25 protein-coding genes, 1 tRNA gene and 1 riboswitch are annotated in these 23,891 nt (G+C 61.7%); of the genes, 17 read left to right on the forward strand and 9 right to left on the reverse strand.

Going from position 1 to position 23,891, the window contains the following annotated elements; all coding sequences use genetic code 11:
- Positions 1–76 precede the first annotated feature (76 nt).
- From phoR to phoB, 3 genes are all read left to right on the forward strand, one after another.
- Positions 77–1,291 carry a phosphate regulon sensor histidine kinase PhoR gene (gene phoR / locus J5289_RS04755; protein WP_374108244.1) on the forward strand — a complete coding sequence of 405 codons (1,215 nt, stop codon included), beginning with the start codon at positions 77–79 and terminating at the stop codon, positions 1,289–1,291.
- Between the two features lie 201 nt (positions 1,292–1,492).
- Positions 1,493–2,206: a phosphate signaling complex protein PhoU gene (gene phoU / locus J5289_RS04760; RefSeq protein ID WP_111216598.1), complete on the forward strand. Its 714-nt coding sequence runs from the start codon at positions 1,493–1,495 to the stop codon at positions 2,204–2,206.
- A 32-nt stretch (positions 2,207–2,238) separates the two neighbouring features.
- Positions 2,239–2,922, forward strand: coding sequence for a phosphate regulon transcriptional regulator PhoB (gene phoB / locus J5289_RS04765; RefSeq protein ID WP_111216600.1), 684 nt, complete (start codon positions 2,239–2,241; stop codon positions 2,920–2,922).
- 70 nt (positions 2,923–2,992) lie between these two features.
- Here the strand turns inward: phoB and J5289_RS04770 are convergent, their stop codons facing one another.
- Positions 2,993–3,913: an AraC family transcriptional regulator gene (locus J5289_RS04770; protein ID WP_209182758.1), complete on the reverse strand. Its 921-nt coding sequence runs from the start codon at positions 3,911–3,913 to the stop codon at positions 2,993–2,995.
- Between J5289_RS04770 and J5289_RS04775 the strand changes: the two genes are divergently transcribed.
- Positions 3,885–4,292 (forward strand): DUF2000 family protein, encoded by a 408-nt coding sequence (locus J5289_RS04775; protein ID WP_209182759.1) that lies wholly within the window; start codon positions 3,885–3,887, stop codon positions 4,290–4,292. The two genes, J5289_RS04770 and J5289_RS04775, sit on opposite strands and share 29 nt — an antisense overlap.
- 76 nt (positions 4,293–4,368) lie before the next feature.
- Here J5289_RS04775 and J5289_RS04780 read toward each other — a convergent pair whose 3' ends face one another.
- Positions 4,369–4,896: a GcrA family cell cycle regulator gene (locus tag J5289_RS04780; RefSeq protein ID WP_142823938.1), complete on the reverse strand. Its 528-nt coding sequence runs from the start codon at positions 4,894–4,896 to the stop codon at positions 4,369–4,371.
- A gap of 436 nt (positions 4,897–5,332) precedes the next feature.
- On the opposite strand from J5289_RS04780, the gene J5289_RS04785 reads away from it, so the two are divergent.
- The 3 genes from J5289_RS04785 (at position 5,333) to J5289_RS04795 (ending at position 8,582) form a co-directional block, all read left to right on the forward strand.
- Positions 5,333–6,532, forward strand: a complete 1,200-nt coding sequence (locus tag J5289_RS04785) for an aspartate aminotransferase family protein (protein ID WP_209182760.1) — start codon at positions 5,333–5,335, stop codon at positions 6,530–6,532.
- A 69-nt stretch (positions 6,533–6,601) separates the two neighbouring features.
- On the forward strand, positions 6,602–7,519 hold the full coding sequence (gene argF, locus J5289_RS04790) for an ornithine carbamoyltransferase (RefSeq protein WP_209182761.1): 918 nt from the start codon (positions 6,602–6,604) through the stop codon (positions 7,517–7,519).
- 70 nt (positions 7,520–7,589) lie between these two features.
- Entirely contained in the window at positions 7,590–8,582 is a 993-nt protein-coding gene (locus J5289_RS04795) for an Hsp33 family molecular chaperone (protein ID WP_209182762.1), read from the forward strand.
- A 28-nt stretch (positions 8,583–8,610) separates the two neighbouring features.
- Here the strand turns inward: J5289_RS04795 and apaG are convergent, their stop codons facing one another.
- On the reverse strand, positions 8,611–9,003 hold the full coding sequence (apaG, locus tag J5289_RS04800) for a Co2+/Mg2+ efflux protein ApaG (RefSeq protein WP_209182763.1): 393 nt from the start codon (positions 9,001–9,003) through the stop codon (positions 8,611–8,613).
- Positions 9,004–9,204: 201 nt separating this feature from the next.
- On the reverse strand, positions 9,205–10,389 hold the full coding sequence (locus tag J5289_RS04805) for an O-succinylhomoserine sulfhydrylase (protein ID WP_209182764.1): 1,185 nt from the start codon (positions 10,387–10,389) through the stop codon (positions 9,205–9,207).
- Between the two features lie 46 nt (positions 10,390–10,435).
- Positions 10,436–10,514: riboswitch (SAM riboswitch) on the reverse strand.
- A gap of 108 nt (positions 10,515–10,622) precedes the next feature.
- Here J5289_RS04805 and J5289_RS04810 point away from each other — a divergent pair.
- Both J5289_RS04810 and J5289_RS04815 read left to right on the forward strand, forming a co-directional pair.
- Positions 10,623–11,714, forward strand: coding sequence for a 2'-deoxycytidine 5'-triphosphate deaminase (locus J5289_RS04810; RefSeq protein WP_209182765.1), 1,092 nt, complete (start codon positions 10,623–10,625; stop codon positions 11,712–11,714).
- A 66-nt stretch (positions 11,715–11,780) separates the two neighbouring features.
- Positions 11,781–11,854 (forward strand) — tRNA-Gly (locus J5289_RS04815).
- Between the two features lie 68 nt (positions 11,855–11,922).
- On the opposite strand, the gene J5289_RS04820 is transcribed toward J5289_RS04815, so the two are convergent.
- Positions 11,923–12,543, reverse strand: a complete 621-nt coding sequence (locus tag J5289_RS04820; RefSeq protein ID WP_209182766.1) for a hypothetical protein — start codon at positions 12,541–12,543, stop codon at positions 11,923–11,925.
- A gap of 401 nt (positions 12,544–12,944) precedes the next feature.
- Between J5289_RS04820 and J5289_RS04825 the strand changes: the two genes are divergently transcribed.
- From J5289_RS04825 to J5289_RS04835, 3 genes are all read left to right on the forward strand, one after another.
- Complete coding sequence (locus J5289_RS04825) at positions 12,945–13,610, forward strand: helix-turn-helix transcriptional regulator (RefSeq protein WP_209182767.1); 666 nt, start codon at positions 12,945–12,947, stop codon at positions 13,608–13,610.
- Positions 13,611–13,623: 13 nt separating this feature from the next.
- On the forward strand, positions 13,624–14,988 hold the full coding sequence (locus J5289_RS04830) for a thermonuclease family protein (RefSeq protein ID WP_209206756.1): 1,365 nt from the start codon (positions 13,624–13,626) through the stop codon (positions 14,986–14,988).
- Positions 14,989–15,086: 98 nt separating this feature from the next.
- Positions 15,087–15,500, forward strand: coding sequence for a tellurite resistance TerB family protein (locus J5289_RS04835; RefSeq protein ID WP_142823946.1), 414 nt, complete (start codon positions 15,087–15,089; stop codon positions 15,498–15,500).
- A 7-nt stretch (positions 15,501–15,507) separates the two neighbouring features.
- Here the strand turns inward: J5289_RS04835 and J5289_RS04840 are convergent, their stop codons facing one another.
- Positions 15,508–16,386 (reverse strand): transporter substrate-binding domain-containing protein, encoded by an 879-nt coding sequence (locus J5289_RS04840; protein WP_374108285.1) that lies wholly within the window; start codon positions 16,384–16,386, stop codon positions 15,508–15,510.
- A 57-nt stretch (positions 16,387–16,443) separates the two neighbouring features.
- Between J5289_RS04840 and J5289_RS04845 the strand changes: the two genes are divergently transcribed.
- The 3 genes from J5289_RS04845 (at position 16,444) to J5289_RS04855 (ending at position 19,926) form a co-directional block, all read left to right on the forward strand.
- A complete protein-coding gene (locus J5289_RS04845) occupies positions 16,444–18,363 on the forward strand; it encodes a glycosyltransferase family 2 protein (protein WP_209182848.1) in 1,920 nt (639 codons plus the stop codon).
- A gap of 133 nt (positions 18,364–18,496) precedes the next feature.
- Complete coding sequence (locus tag J5289_RS04850; RefSeq protein ID WP_142823948.1) at positions 18,497–18,841, forward strand: DUF952 domain-containing protein; 345 nt, start codon at positions 18,497–18,499, stop codon at positions 18,839–18,841.
- Positions 18,838–19,926: a quinone-dependent dihydroorotate dehydrogenase gene (locus tag J5289_RS04855; RefSeq protein ID WP_209182771.1), complete on the forward strand. Its 1,089-nt coding sequence runs from the start codon at positions 18,838–18,840 to the stop codon at positions 19,924–19,926. The genes J5289_RS04850 and J5289_RS04855 overlap by 4 nt, the downstream gene beginning before the upstream one ends.
- On the opposite strand, the gene J5289_RS04860 is transcribed toward J5289_RS04855, so the two are convergent.
- From J5289_RS04860 to J5289_RS04870, 3 genes are read right to left on the reverse strand one after another with little or no spacing between them, the layout of a single operon-like run.
- Positions 19,902–21,251 carry an MATE family efflux transporter gene (locus tag J5289_RS04860; RefSeq protein WP_209182772.1) on the reverse strand — a complete coding sequence of 450 codons (1,350 nt, stop codon included), beginning with the start codon at positions 21,249–21,251 and terminating at the stop codon, positions 19,902–19,904. The two genes, J5289_RS04855 and J5289_RS04860, sit on opposite strands and share 25 nt — an antisense overlap.
- A gap of 25 nt (positions 21,252–21,276) precedes the next feature.
- The gene (locus J5289_RS04865) at positions 21,277–21,783 is read right to left on the reverse strand and encodes a CAP domain-containing protein (RefSeq protein ID WP_374108243.1); all 507 of its coding nucleotides are present in this window, start codon (positions 21,781–21,783) and stop codon (positions 21,277–21,279) included.
- 2 nt (positions 21,784–21,785) lie between these two features.
- Positions 21,786–22,052 (reverse strand): DUF6460 domain-containing protein, encoded by a 267-nt coding sequence (locus J5289_RS04870; RefSeq protein WP_142823951.1) that lies wholly within the window; start codon positions 22,050–22,052, stop codon positions 21,786–21,788.
- Positions 22,053–22,196: 144 nt separating this feature from the next.
- Between J5289_RS04870 and J5289_RS04875 the strand changes: the two genes are divergently transcribed.
- Positions 22,197–23,141 (forward strand): methyltransferase domain-containing protein, encoded by a 945-nt coding sequence (locus J5289_RS04875; protein WP_209182773.1) that lies wholly within the window; start codon positions 22,197–22,199, stop codon positions 23,139–23,141.
- A gap of 104 nt (positions 23,142–23,245) precedes the next feature.
- Positions 23,246–23,881 carry a YitT family protein gene (locus tag J5289_RS04880; RefSeq protein ID WP_209182774.1) on the forward strand — a complete coding sequence of 212 codons (636 nt, stop codon included), beginning with the start codon at positions 23,246–23,248 and terminating at the stop codon, positions 23,879–23,881.
- Positions 23,882–23,891 lie beyond the last annotated feature (10 nt).

Consider the following 23,891-nt stretch of genomic DNA (forward strand, 5'->3'; position numbering starts at 1 on the left):
TTAGACGTGTGGACGTAGAATCGGACCGGCGGCGTTGGAAGAGAATACATCAATTTTAAATCGGCTCGGGCAGCGCTTGAGGCAGGAAAGAGCGATCCTGATTCTGGCCGTGCTGGTTGCCTTGCTGGCCATGGCGGAGGGTACCGACGTGGTGGCCATCCTCGCCGTGCTGCTGGTCGTGGTTGCCGTTGCCCTGCTGCGCGCACCCCTGGTGGCGCGCAGGGCGCAGCCGGCGAAAGTCGAGCCGGCGCCGGTAGATCTGGCGGCAGTCCTGAGGCCGATGACCGCAGGCCTGGCTGGTCTCGACATGCCAGTTCTGGTGCTGGATCGCGAGGCGTCGGTGTTCTATCAGAACCCTGCTGCAGAGCGGGCGCTCGACCTGTTCCCGATTGGCGCCCACCTGTCGGCAAAGCTGCGCTCGCCCGGCATTCTCGACATGGTGCGGGAAACGATTGCCACCGGCGTGCCCAACCAGATCGAGCATTCCGAGCGTCTGCCGTCGGAGCGTGTCTTCATCGTGCGGATTGCGCCTGTCGAGCTGGCGCTCTCCGATCTCGGCAACCAGACATTCTTCCTGCTGTCGTTCCGCGATGTCTCGGAGTTGCGTCATATCGACCGCATGCGGTCGGATTTCGTCGCCAACGCCAGCCATGAGTTGCGCACGCCATTGGCCTCGCTGCGCGGCTTCATCGAGACCATCCAGGGGCCAGCGCGCAACGATCCCAAGGCGCAGGAGCGCTTTCTGGCGATCATGTTCGATCAGGCGACCCGCATGAGCCGGCTGGTCGACGATCTCCTGTCGCTGTCGCGGCTCGAGTTGAAGTCCCATCTGGCGCCGGACCAGAAGGTCGATCTCGTGCCGCTGCTTGGCCATGTGCGCGATGCGCTGGTGCCGCTGGCGATGGATCTCGATGTTACTATCAACCTGCATATGCCATCAGGCAAGGCGGAGGTGACCGGTGATCGCGACGAGCTGGTGCAGGTGTTCGAAAACCTGATCGAGAACGCCTGCAAGTACGGTCAGGAGGGCAAGCGCGTCGACGTGACGTTGCGCAACAAGCCCGGCGAGCCTGTGGAGGTCACCGTGTCCGATAGCGGCGGCGGCATTCCGGCCGAACACGTGCCGCGCCTGACCGAGCGGTTTTATCGCGTCAGCGTCGAAAACAGCCGGTCCAAGAAGGGCACAGGCCTCGGGCTCGCCATCGTCAAGCACATCCTAACCCGTCACCGGGCCAGGCTGATCGTCAAATCCGAAGTCGGCCGCGGCACGGATTTCACGGTACGCTTCTGAATAACCTGGTGGCGCTTTGTTCGGGGCTGTGAAAATTGAATTAATTCAATGATTTCGATTGTCATAATTGTTTCATTGGCCTGACATAAAAGGGCGAGCATTAGGCCGATATCAAAAAGGGCCTCGAAAAGGCGAAACGCGTTGCCGTCGCCGCGCCGAGCAGACCTACGTTCCGTGACGCCTTTCAATTGAGGATAGAAAATGGTTTCGACACACATTCATTCCGCCTACGACGAAGATTTGAAATTCCTGACGCGGCGCATCTCCGAGATGGGCGGCCTTGCCGAGCAGATGGTCGGTGAATCCGTCCGCGCGCTGGTCAATGGCGATGTCGGGCTGGCTCAGAAGGTCATCTCCGACGATACGATCCTCGATCATGCCGAGCGCGAAGTCGGCGACAAGGCGATCCTGACGATTGCCCGCCGCCAGCCGATGGCTGCTGACCTGCGCGAAATCATGGGCTCGATCCGGATCGCCGCCGATCTGGAACGCGTCGGCGACCTCGGCAAGAACACGGCCAAGCGCGTTATCGCCGTGCAGGGCACCGGCGTACCGCGCAGCCTGGCGCGCGGCATCGAGCATCTGTCCGAGCTGGCGCTCGTCCAGTTGAAGGAAGTTCTCGACGTCTACACGACCCGCTCGCCTGACAAGGCGGTCTCCATCCGCGAGCGCGACGAGGAAATCGACGCGATGTACACCTCGCTGTTCCGCGAGATGCTGACCTACATGATGGAAGATCCGCGCAACATCACCACCTGCACGCATCTGCTGTTCTGCGCCAAGAACATCGAGCGCATCGGCGACCACGCCACCAACATCGCCGAGACGATTTTCTACATGGCGACCGGTGCATTGCCCGAGGGCGACCGCCCGAAGGACGATACTGCCAACACCGTCGGCGCCATGACGGAATAGGCCTGAAGGGTTTTTGAAGGAGAGCGGGCCCCATGGTTCCGAGAGTTGCCGTCGTAGAAGATGAAGAAGCGCTGAGCGTGCTGCTGCGCTATAACCTTGAAGCAGAAGGTTTCGAAGTCGATACGATCCTGAGGGGCGATGAAGCCGAGATGCGCTTGCAGGAGCGCATTCCGGATCTCCTGATCCTCGACTGGATGCTGCCGGGTGTGTCCGGCATCGAACTTTGCCGCCGCCTGCGCATGAAGCCGGAGACCGAACGTCTGCCGATCATCATGCTGACGGCGCGTGGCGAAGAGAGCGAGCGCGTCCGGGGTCTTTCCACCGGCGCAGACGACTATGTCGTCAAGCCGTTCTCGACGCCGGAACTGATGGCCCGCGTCCGCGCCATGCTGCGCCGCGCCCGCCCGGAAGTGCTGTCCAGCGTGCTTCGCTGCGGCGACATCGAACTCGACCGCGAGACGCACCGGGTTCATCGCAAGAGCCGCGAGGTCCGCCTCGGCCCGACAGAATTCCGGCTGCTGGAATTCCTGATGGCATCGCCAAGCCGTGTGTTTTCCCGCTCGCAGCTGCTCGACGGCGTCTGGGGCCATGACATCTACGTCGACGAACGCACCGTCGACGTGCATGTCGGCCGACTGCGCAAGGCCCTGAACTTCTCCAACATGCAGGACGTCATCCGCACCGTGCGCGGCGCCGGCTATTCCATGGAAGTCTGAGGCTGGAGTGCAGGCGCCGATGATCTGGTGCCGGTGCCATCCAGTCAGTGCATTTAGCGGGCTGACACTACTAGGGTTGGCAATCATGCATTGCCAGCCATCTGCCCGGGGTCATACCGAAGGCGGCCCGGAAATGGCGGGTAAAATGTGCCTGATCGGCAAACCCCGCTTCTGCCGCGGCTCCGGCAAGGCCATAGCCGGCACCTAGCAGGCGCTTGGCTCGGTCAAGGCGGCGCATGACGAGATAACGGTGCGGACTGGTGCCGAAGGCTCGCCGGAACTGCCGCGACAGTTCGTAACGGTCCAGACCGCTGATCGCCTCCAACGTTTCGGAACTGACACCCTCCTCGCAATGTTCGGTCAAAAAATCACGCGCCAGCAGAACAGCTGGACGATCGATTCTCGTGGGTGCTTTCCTCGGGTCGTCGGCCTGTTGGAAGAGTCCCGCCGTCAGCCGCGCAACCGCGTCGTCCATCGCCAGATCGTTCGGCGCATGGTCGAGATCCGAAAGGACGTCCGCCAGCGCAGACAATAGGCCAGCGTCAGTCACGACGGGATCGCGGACGAACGGCAGGGCCCGATTGCCCGCCTCGAGGAGGCCGACCAGCGCGGGCGGCAAATAGAGCATCCGGTAAATCAGTCCGTCGTCGGTGCCTGCCGCGCCATCGTGGACTTCATCGGGATGCAGCACGATCACGTTGCCGGGACGGCTGAAGCGCTCCGCGCCGCGATAGCGGAACGTCTGGACACCACGGAGGGTCAGACCCAGTGCATATGTGTCATGTCGGTGCGGCGAAAAGCCGTTGCCGTGGAAGCGCGCTTCCATGCGCTCGATGCCGTGGCTGGAGGCGGCGATGCTCAATCCGTCGCGAAAACCGCTCTTGCACGAACGTTCAAGACCGAGGGCATGGGCAGGCGCTATTCGATCGGTTCTTTCGATGCCTTCCATGGAGTTCTTGTACATGTTCGATACCAAAATCGCGATTGTCATCCGCCATGACCTCGCTACCTGGCAGAAGCTCAACGTCACGGCCTTCCTTGTGAGCGGGATCACTGCCCAGTCGCCGGAAATCATCGGCGAAACATACCGGGATGCTCTCGGCCATGTCTACAATCCCATGAGCGTTCAGCCGATGGTCGTGCTTGTGGCGGATCAGGACGTGCTAAGGACTATCCACAAGCGCGCGCTGGAACGCCAGGCGCGAGTATCGGCCTATATCGAAGAAATGTTCGCGACAGGTCACGATGCCGCCAACCGGGCTGTATTCCTCGAGTTCGGTCCCGATACCGCCAGGCTGGTCGGCATGGCGCTGCGGGCCGAAAAGAAGATCGTGGACAAGATCGTCAAAGGTGCGAGTTTGCATCCCTGACACGTTTCTGGGCCATCAAAACCTGAAACGCAAAACGGGCCTCGCGGCCCGTTCTTTGTTGTCGTTTTTACCCGGCTTAGCGGGCGGCGCGGCGGCGCTCGTGAACTGGCTGGTACGCCAACTTCTGGTGGTATGTGCAGTAGGGAGACTGATCTGGCGATTCATGACCGCAGAAGTGAAAGTCGTCCTTCAGTGGGTCGCCGACCGGCCACTTGCAGGTGCGTTCCGTCAGGTCCGTCAGACCAATGCGGCGGGCGACCGGCGCGATGGCATTCGAGGATGGGCGGAACTGCACGGGTGCCGTTGCGTCTAGCTCGGCATCTTCCTTGACCATCGTTGCGCCTTCGGCACGAACCGTCGAGCGCGGAGCGGCAGGGCGGGCGCCAAAGGTAGTTGGCCGGGCCGGAGCGACGTTACGCTTGGTGGAGCGCGCCGTGGACGATGTGCCGCCGGCCTTTGCTCGGCCTGGCAGGCAAAGTCGATGCACCTTGCCGATGACAGCGTTACGGCTGACGCCGCCGAGCTGCGCCGCGATCTGGCTGGCGCTCAATCCTTCGGCCCATAATTTCGTGAGCCTTTCGACGCGCTCGTCCGTCCAATTCATGCTTGTCTCCGACTGCGTTCATGATGGCGGAATCCTTCGCCATTGCCTCGAATGCTATCGAGGCACAAAACGCTCTTAAATTGTGGTGACTAGGTCCGCCGCATTGCAGTCTAGTAATCAAGATTTAACCTAGTGTGAGGCTGACTCCGTGACAAGAGTCGCGGGAATCGCGGGGAATCGATTTCCAAGTTTTCCCCAACTTGCTGCCTACTGTGGTATTTCTGCAATAGCCTTAGTGCCCTTCTCCAGACCCTCACGATATGGCTTTTGCCGCAAGGTTAAAATCAACTATTCGTTGACTAATCCACTGTTTGTTGACATGGTTCCGCGGAACGACAATAGTGCCCAGGCCGCCGCAAGGCGGCATTTTTCATTGCCGACGGCGGCGTTGCAGGACAACAGCCGTCACGTCCTGATCGATCGAAGGAATTGCGCCATGGCCGAAGCCGCGCCACTCTACGACACCTATATGCGCGCGCCCCTGCGGTTCGAGCGAGGCGAGGGCGTATGGCTGATCACGGAAACGGGCGAGCGCTATCTGGACTTCGGCGCCGGCGTCGCCGTGTCGTCGCTCGGTCATGGACATCCGCACCTTGTCGAAGCGCTGAAGACGCAGGCTGAAAAAGTCTGGCACCTGTCGAACCTCTATGAGGTCCCGGGCCAGGAAATGCTTGCCAGGCGGCTGACCGACGCGACCTTCGCCGACAAGGTGTTTTTCACCAATTCCGGTGCCGAGGCGCTCGAATGCGCCATCAAGACGGCACGCCGCTACCAGTATTCGAAGGGCCATCCGGAAAAATTCCACATCATCACCTTCGAAGGCGCCTTCCACGGCCGGACCCTGGCGACGATCGCTGCCGGCGGCCAGGAAAAATACCTCGAAGGCTTCGGCCCGAAGGCCCCCGGCTTCGATCAGGTTCCGTTCGGCGACCTCGAGGCCGTCAAGGCGGCGATCTCGGATGCCACTGCAGCGATCCTCATCGAGCCGGTGCAGGGCGAGGGCGGCGTTCGCCCGGTTGCCAAGGAGTTCATGCGTTCGCTTCGCGAACTCTGCGACGAGCACGGCCTGCTGCTGATCCTCGACGAGGTCCAGTCCGGCGTCGGTCGCTCCGGCAAATTCTTCTCCCACGAATGGTCTGGCATCACGCCTGACATAATGGCCGTGGCGAAGGGCATCGGTGGCGGCTTTCCGCTCGGTGCGTGCCTCGCCACCGCAGAAGCCGCCTCCGGCATGAAGGCGGGATCCCACGGCTCGACCTATGGCGGCAATCCGCTGGCGATGGCCGTCGGCGGCGCGGTGCTGGACGTCATCCTGGCTGAAGGCTTCCTGCAGCATGTCAACGACGTCTCCCTGGTCTTCCGCCAAGGGCTGGCATCGCTCAAGGACCGTTATCCCGACATCATCGAAGAGGTGCGCGGCCAGGGGCTGCTGCTCGGTATCAAGGCGGCGATCCCGGCTGGCGAACTGCTGCATGCCATCCGTGCCGAACACCTGCTGGGGGTTCCCGCCGGCGACAACGTCATTCGCCTGCTGCCGCCTCTCATCGCCACTGCCGAAGACGCCCGCGAAGGTCTCGCCCGCATCGAGCGTGCCGCAGAAGCATTGCGCGCCCAGAAATCCCGCAAATCGGCTTGAATTCTACGTCCGTGGGTTCCGGGCTTCGTGCCCGCCACGGGCGTTTTCATTTTTGGAGCAAAGCTAGACATGGCCTCCCCGAAACACTTCCTCGACCTCTCGACTGTTGCGTCGGGCGACCTGCGCAAGATCCTCGACGACGCCATCCTTCGCAAGAAGGCGACCAAGGACGGCACTGCCGGCCGGCCGCTGGAAGGCAAGATGCTGGCGATGATCTTCGAAAAACCCTCGACCCGCACCCGCGTCTCCTTCGATGTCGGCATGCGCCAGCTCGGCGGCGAAACGCTGTTTCTGTCCGGCACCGAAATGCAGCTTGGCCGGGCCGAGACCATCGGCGACACCGCCAAGGTGCTGTCGCGCTATGTCGATGCCATCATGATCCGCACCACCCAGCATTCGCGCATGCTTGAGATGGCCGAGCACGCCACCGTGCCCGTCATCAACGCGCTCACGGACGATACCCATCCCTGCCAGGTGATGGCCGATATAATGACCTTCGAGGAGCATCGCGGCCCGATCAAGGGCAAGACGGTCGCCTGGACGGGCGATGGCAACAACGTGCTGCATTCGCTGATTGAGGGCTCGGCCCGGTTCGGCTATCGCATGAATATGGCGGTGCCCCTTGGCTCGGAGCCGAGCGATCACTATTTGAACTGGGCCCGCAATCAGGGCGCCGAAGTCATGCTCACCCATGAAGCCGAACGTGCGGTTAATGGCGCCGATTGCGTGGTGACCGATACCTGGGTTTCCATGAACCAGGAGCACCGGGCCCGTGGTCACAACGTCTTCCAGCCCTACCAGGTCAATGCCGCTCTGATGGCAGAGGCCGGAAAGGATGCGTTGTTCATGCATTGCCTGCCTGCCCATCGCGGCGAGGAGGTGACGGATGACGTGATCGACGGCCCGCAATCCGTTGTGTTCGACGAGGCGGAAAACCGTCTCCATGCGCAGAAGTCCATTCTTGCGTGGTGCCTGGGCGCGATCTGAGATCAACCAAGCCGCCGTTGCAAACGGTGGCTGCCGTGGCGCGATCCGCCCGGCAGCAAGGAGTAGACCCATGGCAGACAGTGCAGCAGCGCTGGGAGAGTTCGGTTATGCCGGCGACGATCACGTTGTGCCGTTCCAGGTGGAGAGCCTGGATGTGCGCGGCCGTGCCGTCCAGCTCGGCCCGATGCTCGACACCATCCTGGAGCGCCACCATTATCCGGCCCCCGTGGCCCGGCTGCTGGCCGAAACCATCGTGCTAACGGTGCTGCTCGGCACGTCGCTGAAGTTCGAGGGCAAGTTCACCGTGCAGACCAAGGGCGATGGCCCGGTCGACCTGCTGGTGGCCGATTTCTCGACGCCTGAAAATGTCCGCGCCTACGCCCGCTACGACGAGGAGGCATTGGCCGCAGCGGTCAAGGCCGGCCAGACCGAGCCGGAGCAGCTGCTCGGCAAGGGCATCCTCGCCTTCACCATCGACCAGGGGCAATATTCGCAGCCCTATCAGGGCATCGTGCCGCTCGACGGCTCGTCGCTGGAGGATATCGCCGGGGTCTATTTCCGCCAGTCGGAGCAGATCCCGACCCGCGTGCGCCTGGGTGCTGCCGAACTGTTCGACCGCGACGAGGCCGGCAAGCCGCGCCATCGCTGGCGGGCCGGCGGCGTCATTGCCCAGTTCCTGCCCGATGCACCGGAGCGCATGCGCCTGCCGGACCTGCATGGCGGCGACGGCGACGAGAACGCGGTCGACCACACCGACGACGATGCCTGGGCCGAGGCCCGTTCGCTGCTGGAAACGGTGGATGCCGACGAGCTGACCGATCCGCTGGTTGGCACCGAGCGGCTGCTTTACCGGCTGTTCCACGAACGCGGTGCGCGGGTCTACGCGCCTCAGGCGGTCTTCGATCGCTGCAGCTGCTCGCGCGACAAGATCAAGGGCGTGCTGCAGGGGTTCTCCGCCCAGGAAATGGCCGAGAGCGAGGAAGACGGGCTGATTTCGGTGACCTGCGAGTTCTGCTCGACCACCTACCGCTACGAGGCGGCCGAGATCCTGGCAAAGAGCTGAGTGATGCCGGCGCCGTCTTCGGACGGCGTCAGTTCAGCGTCCGCATCAGGCCCGGCGAATCCAGCGAGAAGGCGGGGATATCGACTTCGAACGTCTCGCCCTCGTCGTTCTCCATCGAGTAATGGCCGAACATCATGCCGGAGGGCGTGTCGAGCGGGCAGCCGGAGGAGTATTCGTAGGTGTCGCCCGGATTGAGCTGCGGCTGCTCTCCAACGACGCCGGGACCGGTGACTTCGTCGACCTGTCCGTTCTGGTCTGTGATGTGCCAGTAGCGCGTGATCAGCCGCACCGCAGTGGCCGAGTGGTTGGAAATGACGATCCGATAACCCCAGACATAGCGGCTGTCTTCCGGGTCGGATTGCTCCTCCAGATAGAACGGCTCGACGATCACTTCGATATCTCGTGTAAGGGCGCGGTACATCCCAGCCACCTTGAATGAATTTGGTTACGATATCCTATAGGCTTCAACCTCGGTCAAGGAAGCGAAGGCGAATATGTGCCCAAATGGGAAGGCTGATGCGGCCTTTTGAATATTAAGGGTAATATCTTCAGTTAATAGCTTTCGGCGCAATGCGCAGAAGGCGCTGCCCGACTGGGCCGGGCAGCGTTGCAAGACATGCGATCAGGCCGATACCTTTGCCAGCGCCTGGGCAAAATCCTCGATCAGGTCGTCGGTGTCCTCGATGCCGGCCGAGAAGCGCACCGTGCCCGGCGAGATGCCGAGTTCGGCGCGAGCCTCGTCAGTGAGGTTCTTGTGGGTGGTGGTTGCCGGATGGGTGATCAGGCTCTTGGCATCGCCGAGATTGTTGGAGATCGTGATGATATCCAGCGCGTTCTGCAGCGCGAAGGCCGCCTCCTTGCCGCCCTTCAGCTCCAGGCAGACCAGCGTCGAGCCGCCGGTCATCTGCTTGGCAATGATATCGGCCTGCGGATGGTCCTTGCGACCGGGATAGATGACCTTGGCGACCTTGCTCTGGTCGGCGAGGAAGTCGGCGATACGGCTGGCATTTTCGGTCTGCTGCTTGACGCGCAGCGGCAGGGTCTCGATGCCCTTCAGCAGCGTCCAGGCGGTGAACGGCGACATGGCAGGGCCGGTGTGGCGGTAATAATCCTGCAGGTGCTCATCGACCCAGGCCTTGTCCGACAGGATGACGCCGCCGAGCGAGCGGCCCTGGCCGTCGATGTGCTTGGTGGCCGAGTAGACGACGATATGGGCACCGAGTTCCAACGGCTTCTGGAAAAGCGGTGTCGCAAAGACGTTGTCGACCACGACCTTGGCGCCGATCTGGTTGGCAAGCCTGGCGACGCCGGCAATGTCCACCACCTCGAGGGTTGGGTTTGTCGGGCTTTCCAGGAACAACACCTTGGTGTTCGGCCGGATGGCCTTTTCCCAGTTGGCGAGATCGCGACCGTCGACCAGCGTGCATTCGATGCCGTAGCGCGGCGCCAGCGTCTCGACGACCCAGCGGCAGGAGCCGAACAGCGCGCGGGCGGCCACGATATGGTCGCCGGCTTTCACCTGGCAGAGAATGGCGGCTGAAACGGCGGCCATGCCTGAAGCCGTCGAGCGTGCCTCCTCGGCACCTTCGAGCATGCACATGCGCTTTTCGAACATGTCGTTGGTCGGGCTGCCGTAGCGGGCGTAGATAAAGCCCTCGGTCTCGCCCTTGAAGCGGGCTTCGGCCGCTTCCGAGGTGTCGTAGACGAAGCCCTGTGTCAGATAGATTGCTTCGGATGTCTCGCCGAACTGCGAGCGCAGCGTGCCGCCGTGAACGAGTTGCGTTGCGGGGCGCCAAGTCTTGGTCATGCCATCACCACCTTCGTGATACAAAAAAACCGGTCGCACAAGCAGACCGGTTTTCAACCCGGTCTTTTTAGCTACTTATTTAACGTGGCTGCAAGCCGACCGGCCAAATCACCACGGGATAAGACTGCAATACTTCCGTTGGCCGCTTGCGTCAATTCCCTGCATTTGGTTTTGTCTGCGGCAAAACAAGGCCCGTATATGGTTTTGTCTGCGACAAGACAAGGATTGAGCAGATGGCTCGCGACACTGGAATCTTGGCGGATCGCGCCATTGCCGCCCTCTTCGAGGTCGGCCGGCTGAAGACGGAGAAGGATCTCGACTTCGATCAGATCCAACCGGCGAGCCTCGATCTCAGGCTCGGGGCCAAGGCCTTTCGCGTCCGCGCCAGCTTCATGCCTGGCCCAGCGAACCTCGTCTCCGACAAGCTCGACAGGCTCAGCCTTCACGTCATCGACCTGACCGAAAGCGCCGTCCTCGAGACCGGTTGCGTTTATATCGTGCCGCTGATGGAGCAACTTGACCTTCCCCAGGACATGTCGGCCTCGGCCAACCCGAAGAGCTCGACCGGCCGCCTCGACATCTTCACCCGCGTCATCACCGACTACGCCCAGGAGTTTGACAAGATACCGGCCGGTTATTCCGGCCCACTCTACCTCGAAATCTCGCCGCGTACCTTCCCGATCGTCGTGCGCCGCGGCTCGCGCCTGTCGCAGATCCGCTTCCGGATCGGCCATGCGATGCTGTCCGAGCCGGAACTGCTGGCGCTGCACGAGACCGAGACGCTGGTCGCCAGCAAGAAGCCGAACGTCACAGGCGGCGGCATTGCTCTGTCGATCGATCTCACCGGCGACCGGGACGGCCTGATCGGCTATCGCGGCAAGCACCACACGGCTGTCGTCGACGTCGACAAGAAGGCCCAGCACGACATCTTCGACTTCTGGGAACCGCTCTACAGCCGAGGCCGCACCGAACTCATCCTCGACCCGGACGAATTCTACATCCTCGTTTCGCGCGAGGCGGTGCATGTGCCGCCGGACTATGCCGCCGAGATGACCCCCTACGACCCGCTGGTCGGCGAATTCCGCGTCCACTATGCCGGCTTCTTCGATCCCGGCTTCGGCCATGCGCCGGCCGGCGGGCGCGGCAGCCGGGCGGTGCTCGAAGTCCGCAGCCACGAGGTGCCGTTCATCCTCGAGGACGGCCAGGTCGTCGGCCGCCTCGTCTACGAGCACATGCTGGAACTCCCGGCCAGCCTCTACGGCACCGGCGCCGGCTCCAACTATCAGGCGCAGGGCCTGAAACTCTCCAAGCATTTCCGCTTGTAACCAGCAATCCCGACCGGCCATTCCATCTTGACAGCCTGGCCGAACTGTTGGAAGGCTTCGCGCCGTGCGGGTGTAGCTCAATGGTAGAGCAGCAGCTTCCCAAGCTGAATACGAGGGTTCGATTCCCTTCACCCGCTCCAACTCCACGCTTCCATATAGTGATCGCCATTTAAGACGCCATATTTCTTCGGGCGGCATGGCAGAGCCATCAACCTTTGGCTTCTCCTACCTCCAGGGGCCGATCTCCAAATATTCGAGCTATCTTGTTGTTGAGAAATCGCGGGGTGCGAAGTTCATCCTCGGTGTGACCATGCGCCACGAGGTAGCGCCACCAATTGTTACAAAGGGATTGAAATGTATTTTGCGCTAACTTAGCGACATTGGTGCCGCTATGTACGTGCGAAAATTGCCAACCTGACGGGACATCTTCATTGCCTTCCACCCAATCAATTCGAACCTCTCCGCCTTGCCAATCCCGTGCCTCGTAACGTGAGTGCTTCGAAGTGTTTGCTATTGCGTCGCACATCGCTTGCTCAGGGATCATTTGATGAAGATTGGCCCAAAAGAGAGTGTCGGAGAATTCTTCCCTTTTATCTCTTGCCGCCCTCTTTTTTGCGCTTTGCACCCATTGGCCTAGGCTCCATGAAGCAATGCTTACATTTATAGCTGCGTAAGCGAGGGGCTGGCGTTCATCTGGATAGCTGCACTGTATATCTCTGAATACTTCGACATCCCATACCAACTTTTCCCACATAGAAACTGGGTCTTTGATCAGCGCAGTGTGTGTGGTGGGCGGAATACCCGCATCCTTTGGGCGAGATGGCGACAAGTGGAATTTTTCCTTTTGCAGTTACGATGATTTGATAACGCGCATGCTCTGCGGGTCTAGAGCAGAAATATCGGTTAGAGTAATGGCAGAATCAGCGTGGTTGTTAAGAGTGAGGTGCGGCGCCCAATCAATTATTTAAAGCGAGAATTTTGAGATGAATACTAAAATTTTAATTTGGTAGCGGGAAGAGACGCTTTATTAAACGGCCCTTATGCTCTGGACAGAGATTTTGGTCATACCGCTTTCACCGCAAAAAACCTTCTCAAACTTGACATCCCTGCTGCAATAAACTGTAGATACCAAGGATTTTATTCCTCTTGGCGTCTTTACGAATGTTAACACTTCGATTAACCTCGCGCGTGGACGGGGACGGGACGCCTCGATCTCAAGGCCAGGCGACGATGCTGTCACACGATCAGATATGGAGTGCAATCGACGGGCTTGCCGAGCGGCATGACCTGACGCCCTCCGGCCTCGCGCGTCGTGCAGGTCTCGACCCCACCTCGTTCAATAAATCCAAACGACTGAGTGCCGATGGCCGCCAGCGCTGGCCGTCGACGGAATCCATTGCCAAGGTGCTCGATGCAACAGGGGCCAGCGTCGAGCAGTTCATGGGATTGTTGCGGCCCGGGTCCGTACCATCAGGCATGCCGGACGGTGCCTTTCCGCCGCAGGCCGGCTCTATTCCGCTGCTGGGCTTTGCGCAGGCAGGAGCAGGCGGCTTTTTCGACGATGGCGGCTTTCCGGCCGGGCAGGGCTGGGATGTTGTCGAGTTCCCGGCGACCCCGGCGCAAAAAGCTGGCGTCTACGCGCTCGAAGTGCAGGGCGACAGCATGATGCCCCTTTATCGCGATGGCGACGTGCTGATCGTCGAGCCCGGTGCGCAGGTCCGGCGCAACGACCGCGTGGTTGTTAAAACGCGTGATGGAGAGGTCATGGCCAAGGTTTTGCTGCGCCAGAGCCCGAAGTCGATCGAGCTGCTGTCGCTCAATCCGGCCCATCCCAACAGAAGCATCGAGCTTGTCGATGTGGAGTGGATGGCGCGGATTATCTGGGCGAGCCAATAGGAAAGTTGTCTTGATGCGTTCCCCCACTCTGCTGACCGGTGTCACCGGCGCCGTGGCCGTCATGGTCCTGGTCTACGTCGGGCTGACGGCGATGAACCTGCAGCCGCACATCACCTTCGGCGATCCGGCAACGCGGGTGGCCAGCCTGGACAAGCCTCCGGAGAGGCCGTCAGCACCGCAGGCGGCGACATCGGCGCCTGAACCTTCGGCATCATCAACAGTCGCAGAGCCGCCTGCTACTCCCCTTGCGTCGGCGCCGACAGTGCAAAGTTCTGACAATTCCGCTGCGCGGGAGACGCCGGCCGCTTCTCCGCCGGCAGCCCCCGCCGAGTCCCCCGTGGCGCCAGCGCCTGTGTGGCCATCGATCCCGGCTCTACCTTCCGAAATGCCGTCGCCGCCCGCCGCTGCGGTGGTGCCGCCTGCTCCCCCGATCGTGGCGGCGACATCTCCGCAACCGACAAATCCTGAGCAGGGCGCGACCAACCAAATGCCTCCTTCGCCAGTGCCCGCGTCGCCCAGCGCTCCCGCTGTCGCATCATTGCCGCCCGCTGCCCCGGTAACCGCCACGCCGAAAGAGGTGACGAGCCCGGCGGCATTGCCGGACCGGACGCCGCCGGTTGCCATGGCCGAACCCCCGTCTTCACCGGTGGAAGATAGCGCTATTGCCGACAGAATGGCGCCGCCGCCGATGCCTCCGTCCTCTCCGACCCCGCCGACACCCCCGGTGCCGCTTGCAGCCTCGGTTCCGACGCCGCTGACGAGACCGCAGCCGCCGACGGAAAAACTTGCCAGCGCCGCGCCTCTGCCTTCGGATGACAAGGACGCGGCCGCATCTTCGGGCAAGCAGGCACCGCCGACGCAATCTGCCGCGCTGGCACCGCAGCCGGAGCGGCCGGGAGGCGACGCTGTCGGGGCTCCGCAATCGAATGCGGACCTGAAGCCGATCGATCTCTCCCGTCCTTTTGCCGAGCGCGCCGGCATCCTCACCGTCGGCGGCAGGAGCGTGCAGCTTGCCGGCATTGTGCCAACCGATCCGGCACGCAGCTGTACCGGCCCGAATGGCAAGGAATGGCCGTGCGGCACGCTGGCCCGTACTGCGCTCCGCTCCTTCTTGCTTGGCAGGACCATCACCTGCGACGTGCCCGACCCAGAGTGGAAAGGCTCGATCACGGCAGATTGCCGGTTTTCGAGGGTGAATATCGGCGACTGGCTGGCGCGCAATGGCTGGGCCGAAGTGGCCGCAGGCTCGCCGTTTGCCGGTGCCGCGGACGAAGCCCGCAAGGCCGGCCGTGGCGTCTATGGCAACGATCCGCGCAAAAAGCATCAGTCGACACTGGCGCCCGAGCCGCCGAAGGAAGATCCGCTCAATCCCATCTGACGCCGGAAGCTACTGTCGGCCATCAGGGATTTTATCCCAACCCTTGTTATCGCTGGCGTGACTTCCTACTCTCGGGGAAGCTTAGAGGGACACATATTATGAATGCACAGCTTTCCGCCCAGGACGCCCTGATCTACGTCATGGTCATGGCTTCAGCCGTCGACCGTACCATGAACGACCGGGAGCTGGGCCGGATCGGCGAGCTGATCGAGGCATTGCCGGTTTTCAAAGGCTTTGATGAGGATCGCTTGATCGCCGTATCGCGTGATTGCGCGACCTTGCTCTCGGGCGCCGAGGGGCTGGACATCGTGCTGGAGACGATCCGCGACGCCGTGCCGCCCCGCCTCTACGACACCGCATACGCGGTCGCAGTCGAGGTCGCCGCTGCTGATCTTTCGGTGACTGCCGAAGAGCTACGGTTGCTTGCGATGCTGCGCGACCGGTTGCAACTCGACAAGCTCACCTGCGCTGCAATCGAGCGCAGCGCCATTGCCCGCTACCGTAAGGCCTGATCCAAGCCTAATAGAGGCTGGTCGGGAAATAGCGTCGATAGATTTCCTGAAGCCGACCGTTGCGCGATAACGTCGCCAGCGCGTGGTTTATGGCTGCCGTCAGATCGGTATCCTGCTGACGCAGCATGACGGTCATCCCCTCGCCGAGAAACTGTTGCGAAAGATAGGGGCCGTCGAACAGGGTGCAGCATTTCTCTGCCGCAGGCGATGTTGTCCAGAAGGACAATTGCAGCCCGTCGGCAAAGGCCGCATCCACCGAACCGCTTTTCACGGCTGACAAAAGCTGCGCGCTGTCGTCGAATTCTACAGCCGTGATGGCCGGAAAGAAGGCCTTAAGCATCGCTGCATGCGCTGTTGCCTTGATCACGCCGACGCGCTTGCCCGAAAGCGCCGCCGCCGTAGTTCCGGGGAGGTCGGCTTTGAGATTGCGGACGAAGCGCGCCGGCAACATCAGATAGGGCCTCGAGAAAGCGAACTGGTTTCGCAGATCCGCTGTCACGGCGATGCCGGCGAGCACGGCGTCGCCCTGCGATGCGGCAAGCGCCTGGCGAAGTTCGCCGAACGGCAATGCCTGGATCTGGCATCTGTCGGCAATTGCCAATTCTGCGCAGATTTCGCGAGCGAGATCGACATGGAAGCCGGCAAGCTTTCCGGACTGGTCCAGAAAATTGAAAGGCGGGAAGTCGGTTGCCGTCAGAAAACGCAGGCGAACCAGCGACGAAAGATCGGGTTTTGGCAATCGCTCACGGGAATCGAACAGTATCGGCAGGTTGCCAACAGGCTTTTCGTCGGCAAAGGTTGACTGCTGCATGAGAAAAGATGAAAATATCGCGCATACCGTGTAAAAACCCCTTAAATTGAGGGGTGATTTAAACCTGCGCATGATTATCATCCAAGGCTAAGCGGCGTGGGGCGTTGCATTGCGTAAGGATGTATCACCTTGATGCGCTTCGGGGAATATCCACCACAAGCGGCAAGCACGGCGGCTGTGGCGCTATCAGACATCGTTGGTGAAATACTGCCGGCAGATGCAGCACTTCCCGTATTCTTCGGTCGATTGCAGGCAGAGGCCGGCGCACTGGAACGGATCGGCATAGGCCGGCCCTATGTCGCGACGGCAGCCGCAGCGGCGCTTCTCAACGGAACGCGTATCGAACAGGAGCTGTTGGCGGGAACGCTCGTCCGGGAGGATGCCTACTACGGCGCCATGGCCCGGGCTCTTCGAGTGCCGTTCACCGAAACAATCCCCGGTGGCAGCGTCATCGATATCGCCGGCCTCGACAGCCAGCTGTTGCGACCGACCACGCTGCGGGTTAATCATCCCCTTCGCCCACCACTCACCCTGATCGCGCCGCAGATCGACCGGCTGGAGGAGGTGGCCGTCCTGCTGAGACGTTACCCGGACCTGAAGCACAGTCTGGTGGTCACGACGCCTGGTGCCATTCGGGCTGCCGTCTGGCGGGCGGGTGCGGATCGTCGCGTCCGCAAGACCGTCGGCGACCTGTTTGAAAGCCAGCCGGCGTTTAGCGCCCGCGTTGTTTTCCATGGCTATCAGGGCTTTTATGCCGGCGTCGGGCTAAGCCTGCTGGCGGTCGGGCTGGTTTCGGATCCGAACACCCAGACTATTCTGCATGTGCTGCTGTCCTTTTCCTATCTCACCACTCTGATGCTGCGGGGTCGCGCCGTCGTCCAGCGTCGTCGGCGGCCAAGGCTAGCTGTCGATCCCTGTGGCCCGTGTCCCGTCTATACGGTGATGATCGCGGTCTACGGCGAGGCCGAAATCGTGCCGCAACTGGTGGCGACGCTGAAGCGGCTGGACTGGCCCGTCTCCAGGCTCGATATCAAATTCGTCTGCGAGGCGGACGATCGCGAAACGATTGCGGCCCTGCGCGCCCAGACGCTGGGACCGCAATTCGAGATCGTCGAGGTGCCGCCGATGCATCCGCGTACGAAACCGAAAGCGCTGACCTACGCACTCAACGGTGCGCGGGGCGCCTATGTTGCCGTCTACGACGCAGAGGACCGCCCACATCCCCAGCAATTGCGGGAAGCGTATGCCAAGTTTCGGAGTGCGCCGGCCGATGTGGCCTGCCTGCAGGCGCCGCTGGTGATCGGCAATGGCGGCGAGAACTGGATCAGCTCCATGTTCGCGCTGGAATATTCAGCGCTGTTCCGGGCGCTTTTGCCGATGCTGGCAAGGTATCGCATGCCGCTGCCGCTCGGGGGCACGTCTAATCATTTCCGCACCGATATCCTCCGGTCATCCGGCGCCTGGGATCCATTCAACGTCACGGAAGATGCCGATCTCGGCATGCGGCTCTATCGCCTCGGTTATCGCTCCGATGTCATCGATCGTCAGACCATCGAGGATGCACCGACCGGCATAGCCATCTGGTCCCGGCAGCGCACGCGCTGGTTCAAGGGCTGGCTGCAAACCTGGCTGGTGCTGATGCGAGACCCGCGGGGCCTGCAGCGCCAGATGGGCTTCAAAGCATTCGCCATATTCCAGCTGCTGATCGGCGGAATGTTGCTCTCGTCGCTCGGTCATCCGCTGATCATGCTGTTTCTGCTGCGGTCGCTGACGGCGATGCTGCATGTTCCAACGGAAGCAATTTCATCTTTCGATATGACGATGTTCGTCATCGATTTTTCCAACATCTTCGGGAGCTACGCCATCTTCCTGTTGCTCGGTACTGCGGCGATGATCGCGCCTGAAAAAAAGCGTATCCGCTGGCGATGGATGACGGTGCCGTTCTACTGGATGCTGGTCTCGATCGCCGCCTGGCGTGCGGTGATCGAGCTCCGGACCAACCCGTTCCATTGGCACAAGACTCCGCACCGGCCATCGACACCCGCTCTGTGATGGCTATTGCCGGGCAATCGGAGCCCTTGGAGGAATAGAAGGTATTCCGCGATAATTTACCGCCGGACCATGGACATACCTCCGCCTTTTCGGCAAATCCCTATGCGACTGTTTTCTCGCTGGGAGCGCCGCCATGGCCGTGATTTACAAGATCGTACCGGAACTCGCCTGGCAGGAAGCCCGGGAAGAGGGCATCTTCCACGGTGCGTCGATCGACCTTGCCGACGGCTACATCCATTTTTCGACTGCAGCCCAGGCGAAGGAAACGGCGGCACGCTATTTCGCTGGCCAGACGGACCTGCTGCTGGTTGCCGTCGATAGCGAGGTCCTCGGAGATGCTCTCAAATTCGAGCCGTCACGCGGTGGAGATCTGTTTCCCCATCTCTACGGACTTCTGTCGACAACCTCCGTCCTCTGGGCCACGCCGCTGCCTTTGGACAAGGACGGCGCCCATCAGTTTCCGGAGATGCTGCCATGATCGATCTCTTCAAGGCCGTCGCCCGTCGCGGCTTGTTCCTTATCGATCCCGAAACGGCCCATGGCCTGTCGATTACCGCTTTGAAGTCCGGACTTGTGCCGGCCTGCCAACTGCCCGCCGATCCGCGCCTGCGGCAGACGGTTGCCGGTCTCGACTTCGTCAATCCTCTCGGCATGGCCGCCGGCTTCGACAAGAATGCCGAGGTGCCCGAGGCGCTGCTGAAGCTCGGCTTCGGCTTCACCGAGATCGGGACGGTCACCCCGAAGCCGCAGCCAGGCAATCCGAAGCCACGCGTCTTCCGCCTGGTCGAGGATGAGGCGGTGATCAACCGCCTCGGTTTCAACAATGAGGGTCATGATGCCGCCTATGCCCGGCTGGCAACCATCCGCAATGCCGGCATCATCGGCGTCAACATCGGCGCCAACAAGGACAGCGTCGATCGAACAGCCGATTACGTCGCCGGCATCCGTCGGTTCTATTCATTAGCCGGCTATTTCACGGTGAACATCTCTTCGCCCAACACTCCCGGCCTGCGCGATCTGCAGGCCCGTGAAAGCCTTTCAACCCTGCTTTCCGCTGTCCTTGCCGCACGCGATGCCGAAGCAGCCAAGGCCAACAGGAAGATCCCGGTGTTCCTGAAGATCGCCCCCGATCTGACGGAAGAGGGCATGGACGACATCGCCGACGAAGCCCTGGCGCATGGGCTGGAGGGACTGATCGTTTCCAACACGACGCTCGCGCGCAACGGGCTTAAGGACCGGAGCCAGGCCGGCGAAGCTGGCGGATTATCAGGCAAGCCGCTTTTCGAACCATCGACGGCGGTGCTCGCCCGCATGCGCAAGCGGGTCGGCCCATCGATGGCCATCATCGGTGTCGGCGGCGTCTCCTCGGCGGAGACTGCGCTGGAAAAAATCCGCGCCGGCGCCGATCTGGTGCAGCTTTATTCCAGCATGGTCTATGAAGGCCCGGGTCTTGCCGGCAGCATCCTTGCCGGCCTGTCTAAGCTGCTGGATCGCGAACAGGTGACGTCGATCCGCGAACTCCGCGACAGCCGCCTTGACTACTGGGCCAGTTGGAAGGTCTGATCGGCCTTCGGTTTCAGGCGGGTGGCGAGAAAGAAGCCGCGAAACAGCAGGAAGCCGTTCAGCGACAGCCAGAGGCCGGCATTGCCAAACGATGGCACGAGGACGGCGAGTGCTGCGAGATAGCAGAGGAAAGACAGCAGCATGCGGTTGCGCATCTCGCCCGACCAGGTGGCGCCGATGAACACGCCGTCCATGAGATAGGCAAGCGCCCCGGTCAGTCCTGAAATCGCGGCGTAGGGCAGGTATTGCAGGGCCATCGTCCGCACATCGGGCGACGTGGTGAGCACACCGATGATCGAGGCTCCGAAGACGAGGAAGACCACGGCAGCAAGACCGGCAAGCCCGAAGGACCAGAGGATGGTCAGTTTCAGGCCGCGATCGAAGGCCGTCCTGTCGCCGGCGCCGATGGCCCTGCCGGTAATCTGTTCGGCGGCGTTGGCAAGGCCGTCGAGATAAAATGCGGAAATCAGCACGAAATTCATCAAAACCGCGTTGGCGGCCAGCGTCACCGCGCCAAAATGACCGCCGATACGGGTCATTAGTGTAAAAGCGCCGAGGAGCACGAAGGTACGGATCAGGATATCGCGATTGAGCCCGAACAGCTGGCCGAGCTTCTCCCGCGAGAGAATATCGGATCGCGATGGCCGGGGGACGCCGACAAACCCACGCAGCACGATCATCAGGCCAGCCACAGCGCCGATCGTCTCGCCGATCATCGTTCCACAGGCGACACCCGCAACGCCCCAGCCGAGCCATAGCCCGAGCACCAGCGCCAGAACGATGTTGATGCCGTTGATCAGCGTCTGCAGGAAAAGGCCGATGCTGCCCCGGCCGCGACCGAGCACGAAGCCGAGAATGGCGTAGTTGGCAAGTGCGGCCGGTCCGGACAGCATGCGGATCGAGAAATAGCTGCGCGTGGCGACAGCGACGCCACCCTCCGGCCCCATCAGCTTCAGGCCGGCCAAGAGCAAAAGCGGCGACAGAAGCAGGAGCACCGCTCCGCTGAGGAGCGACGATACAAGCGCCCGCCAGAAGATCGCCTGCTGCTCGGTCAGGTCGCCGCGCCCGAAGGCCTGGGCAGTGAGGCCCGTTGTCGAGGCCCGCAGGAAATTGAAGCTGGCAAAGATGAGGTCGAACAGCACCGCACCGATCGCCAGGCCTGCCAGTGCGTCTGGCTGCCCCAGTTGGCCCACCACGGCGGTGTCAGTCAGCCCTAGCAGCGGCGTCGTCATGAAGGCGAGCGTCATCGGCAGGGCGATGGAGAGAACGAGCCGGTGCGTTACCGCGAAGGCCGGGCCGCGCTTGCCGTTCAACGTGTGATCCATTGTCCTGCCTTGCGAGTCGAGCGGCCTAGAGGCGAGACAGTACCATAGACCAATAGGGCATCTGACCGGGAGCAAAACCTGGCGATACCGCAACGCCGAGACCGGTATAGGGGCCCAGCATGTTTTCGAGGTGATGCGGCGAATGTATCCAGGCATTGACCACCGCATTGACGCTGCGCTGGCCCTCGGCAATGTTTTCCGCAGCCGGCAGCTTGACGCCGCTGGCCTTCACCCGTCGGCCAAAATCGTCGCCAAAGCCGATCAGGTGCGCCATCTTCCTGAGGTTTGCCATGCGCTTGGCCTGGTAGAGCGCCGCATCGGTGGCTGCGGGATCGATGGCGAGAGGTGGCAGGCCATGTTGCGCACGAAGGGCATTCACCAGCGGCAGGGCTGCAGCCGTCTGGTCGGCACCGGGAAGGTTTCTGGCGACGGGCAGGGGCTTGGTGGCGCAGCTGGCAACACCGGCGACAAGCGCAATGCCGCCTAGGCGCAGTGCGTTGCGCCGGGTCAGGAGAGAATTTTGCAGGGTCATGATCAGTTTCGATAGTTGAAGATGCGAAAGAGGATGAAAAGCGGAATGACAATCGTCGCTCCCAGCAGCAGGTAATCGCCGATGCTACCAAGGGCCGCAAAGCCCGTATGCCAGAGTTCGAGGATGAAATGGCGGACATTTTCGATCAGATCCATCGGCCGCCAGCCGAAGATCTTCATCACGAATCCGACGATCAGCGATACGACGATGAGCTTGACGATCGTCCGCCCCAGCGAGTCTCCGAGAAACCTGTTCACCTGATCTGACATTGATCTCTCCTGTTCGCCCTGAAATAAGCCGGGCAATTCCGCGCTGCAAGCAGTTTTGATCCCTCGTAGCGGTCTTGCCTGAAATAGGACTTGAGTTTTTTTGTGGCCGCGCCCACAGCCTGTTGTGAACAGGGGTTGCCCAATATGCTGCCGAGCCAGCTTTCTTCCGGAGATGTCACGGCCGACCGGCGCGCCGACTACGCAAAAATGCTGGACGAGAACGGCGAGCCCGGGAGCGCGGCCGAGTTGATGGAGCAGGCGCTGGAGAGGGCACCGGGATGGGCCGCCGGCTGGTTCAACCTCGGCATATACCGAGAGAAGGCCGGCAATTTCGCGGGCGCCACCTCCGCCTTCGAACGGGTCGTGCCGCTCGACCGCGGCGACCTTTTTGGCGCACCTCTCATGCTGGCCTCGCTCGGCGCCGGCGCGATGCCCGATCACCCCTCGAGCCTCTATGTCGAGCGGCTCTTCGACGACTACGCAGAGCGTTTCGACCATGCGCTGATCAAAAAGCTCGCCTACAGCGTTCCCCGCAAGCTCGCGGCACTGATCGCCGAGACGGAAGGCCTGCCGCAGCACTTTCGCCTCGCCGTCGATCTCGGTTGCGGCACCGGCCTGCTGGGCCCGGAAATCCGCAATCGGATCGATCGCCTCGAGGGTTTCGATCTCTCGGGCAACATGCTGGCCAAGGCTGCGGAAAAGCATGTCTATGACCTGCTTGGCATCGCCGACCTCTCCTTGCCCGCCGCCGGCTCAGGGCTATTCGGCACTGACCTTTCCGACCATCGCGCCGATCTGATCACCGCCTCCGACGTCTTCATCTATCTCGGCGCCCTCGAAAACCTGTTTGCGTTGCTGGGTCTGCTTTCGGCGCCGCAGGCGGTGTTTGCGTTTTCCGTCGAGGATGGCGGGGAGGGCACGGGTTTCCGCCTCGGCCGCTCGCTGCGCTATGCCCATACCAGACATTATGTGCAGGAGATCTGCGAACAACACGGATTTGCGATTCGTGCGGAGACCCGCACGGTCATTCGCCTGGACGCCGGGCAACCGGTCTCAGGCCTGCTGTTTGTTGCGCAAATGGTCGCCTGAAATCCGGTTTATTGCAAAGACGAGATAGGTCAGCATTCCTTACGCTTTGACGCTTGATTGTCACCGCCTCTTTCCGCAACCTGCGGGAAAAAAGGGGATGCAGCATGTCGAAACTCAAAAGTACTTTGGGCGTCTGGAACACCAGCGCCACCCGTCATTCGCTGGTCGAGGATATTCAGGGCGTGCTGACCGGCAGCATCGTCTCCTCGCTCGGGCTCTTCATCCTTTCGGCTGCGGGGCTCCTGACCGGAAGCACGGCCGGTATCGCCTTCCTGCTGCACTATGCCACCGGCGTTAATTTCGGGCTGGCATTCTTCGTCGTCAATCTGCCGTTCTTCTATCTGTCATTGAAGCAACTCGGCCGCGCCTTCACCATCAAGACCTTCATCGCCATCGCGCTGACGTCGCTCCTCACTAATCTGCAGCCGCGCCTGTTCGAGATCGCCCATATCCATCCGCTCTGGTCGGCGATCCTCGGTGGGGTGCTCCTCGGTTTCGGCCTGCTGGCGCTCTATAGACACCGTGCCAGCCTCGGCGGCGTCGGCATTCTCGGCATCTATCTTCAGGAGCGTTTCGGTATCCGCGCCGGGCTGGTTCAGCTTGCCGTCGACATGGGCGTCCTTGCCGTCGCCTTTGCCGTTACCATGCCCTATATCGTGCTTTGCTCGGTGGCGGGGGCTGTCGTCCTCAATCTCTTTGTCGCCATCAACCATCGCTCCGACCGGTACATCGCCCTTTAATTTGGCAGCC

Origin of the sequence: Rhizobium sp. B230/85, assembly GCF_019355735.1 — a bacterium.
Taxonomy (GTDB): domain Bacteria; phylum Pseudomonadota; class Alphaproteobacteria; order Rhizobiales; family Rhizobiaceae; genus Rhizobium; species Rhizobium rhododendri.

What these genes read in the sequence shown, in the direction of transcription:
- J5289_RS04795 (WP_209182762.1), top strand. Translation starts at nt 7,590, where the DNA reads ATGGCAGACAGTGCAGCAGCGCTGGGAGAGTTCGGTTATGCCGGCGAC.
- J5289_RS04870 (WP_142823951.1), bottom strand. Translation starts at nt 22,052, where the DNA reads ATGTCAGATCAGGTGAACAGGTTTCTCGGAGACTCGCTGGGGCGGACG.
- J5289_RS04850 (WP_142823948.1), top strand. Translation starts at nt 18,497, where the DNA reads ATGGCCGTGATTTACAAGATCGTACCGGAACTCGCCTGGCAGGAAGCC.
- J5289_RS04825 (WP_209182767.1), top strand. Translation starts at nt 12,945, where the DNA reads ATGCTGTCACACGATCAGATATGGAGTGCAATCGACGGGCTTGCCGAG.
- J5289_RS04830 (WP_209206756.1), top strand. Translation starts at nt 13,624, where the DNA reads ATGCGTTCCCCCACTCTGCTGACCGGTGTCACCGGCGCCGTGGCCGTC.
- J5289_RS04845 (WP_209182848.1), top strand. Translation starts at nt 16,444, where the DNA reads ATGCGCTTCGGGGAATATCCACCACAAGCGGCAAGCACGGCGGCTGTG.
- apaG (WP_209182763.1), bottom strand. Translation starts at nt 9,003, where the DNA reads ATGTACCGCGCCCTTACACGAGATATCGAAGTGATCGTCGAGCCGTTC.
- J5289_RS04780 (WP_142823938.1), bottom strand. Translation starts at nt 4,896, where the DNA reads ATGAATTGGACGGACGAGCGCGTCGAAAGGCTCACGAAATTATGGGCC.
- J5289_RS04775 (WP_209182759.1), top strand. Translation starts at nt 3,885, where the DNA reads ATGTTCGATACCAAAATCGCGATTGTCATCCGCCATGACCTCGCTACC.
- J5289_RS04860 (WP_209182772.1), bottom strand. Translation starts at nt 21,251, where the DNA reads ATGGATCACACGTTGAACGGCAAGCGCGGCCCGGCCTTCGCGGTAACG.
- phoB (WP_111216600.1), top strand. Translation starts at nt 2,239, where the DNA reads ATGGTTCCGAGAGTTGCCGTCGTAGAAGATGAAGAAGCGCTGAGCGTG.
- J5289_RS04770 (WP_209182758.1), bottom strand. Translation starts at nt 3,913, where the DNA reads ATGACAATCGCGATTTTGGTATCGAACATGTACAAGAACTCCATGGAA.
- phoU (WP_111216598.1), top strand. Translation starts at nt 1,493, where the DNA reads ATGGTTTCGACACACATTCATTCCGCCTACGACGAAGATTTGAAATTC.
- J5289_RS04785 (WP_209182760.1), top strand. Translation starts at nt 5,333, where the DNA reads ATGGCCGAAGCCGCGCCACTCTACGACACCTATATGCGCGCGCCCCTG.
- J5289_RS04805 (WP_209182764.1), bottom strand. Translation starts at nt 10,389, where the DNA reads ATGACCAAGACTTGGCGCCCCGCAACGCAACTCGTTCACGGCGGCACG.
- J5289_RS04875 (WP_209182773.1), top strand. Translation starts at nt 22,197, where the DNA reads ATGCTGCCGAGCCAGCTTTCTTCCGGAGATGTCACGGCCGACCGGCGC.
- argF (WP_209182761.1), top strand. Translation starts at nt 6,602, where the DNA reads ATGGCCTCCCCGAAACACTTCCTCGACCTCTCGACTGTTGCGTCGGGC.
- J5289_RS04865 (WP_374108243.1), bottom strand. Translation starts at nt 21,783, where the DNA reads ATGACCCTGCAAAATTCTCTCCTGACCCGGCGCAACGCACTGCGCCTA.
- J5289_RS04855 (WP_209182771.1), top strand. Translation starts at nt 18,838, where the DNA reads ATGATCGATCTCTTCAAGGCCGTCGCCCGTCGCGGCTTGTTCCTTATC.
- J5289_RS04835 (WP_142823946.1), top strand. Translation starts at nt 15,087, where the DNA reads ATGAATGCACAGCTTTCCGCCCAGGACGCCCTGATCTACGTCATGGTC.
- J5289_RS04880 (WP_209182774.1), top strand. Translation starts at nt 23,246, where the DNA reads ATGTCGAAACTCAAAAGTACTTTGGGCGTCTGGAACACCAGCGCCACC.
- J5289_RS04810 (WP_209182765.1), top strand. Translation starts at nt 10,623, where the DNA reads ATGGCTCGCGACACTGGAATCTTGGCGGATCGCGCCATTGCCGCCCTC.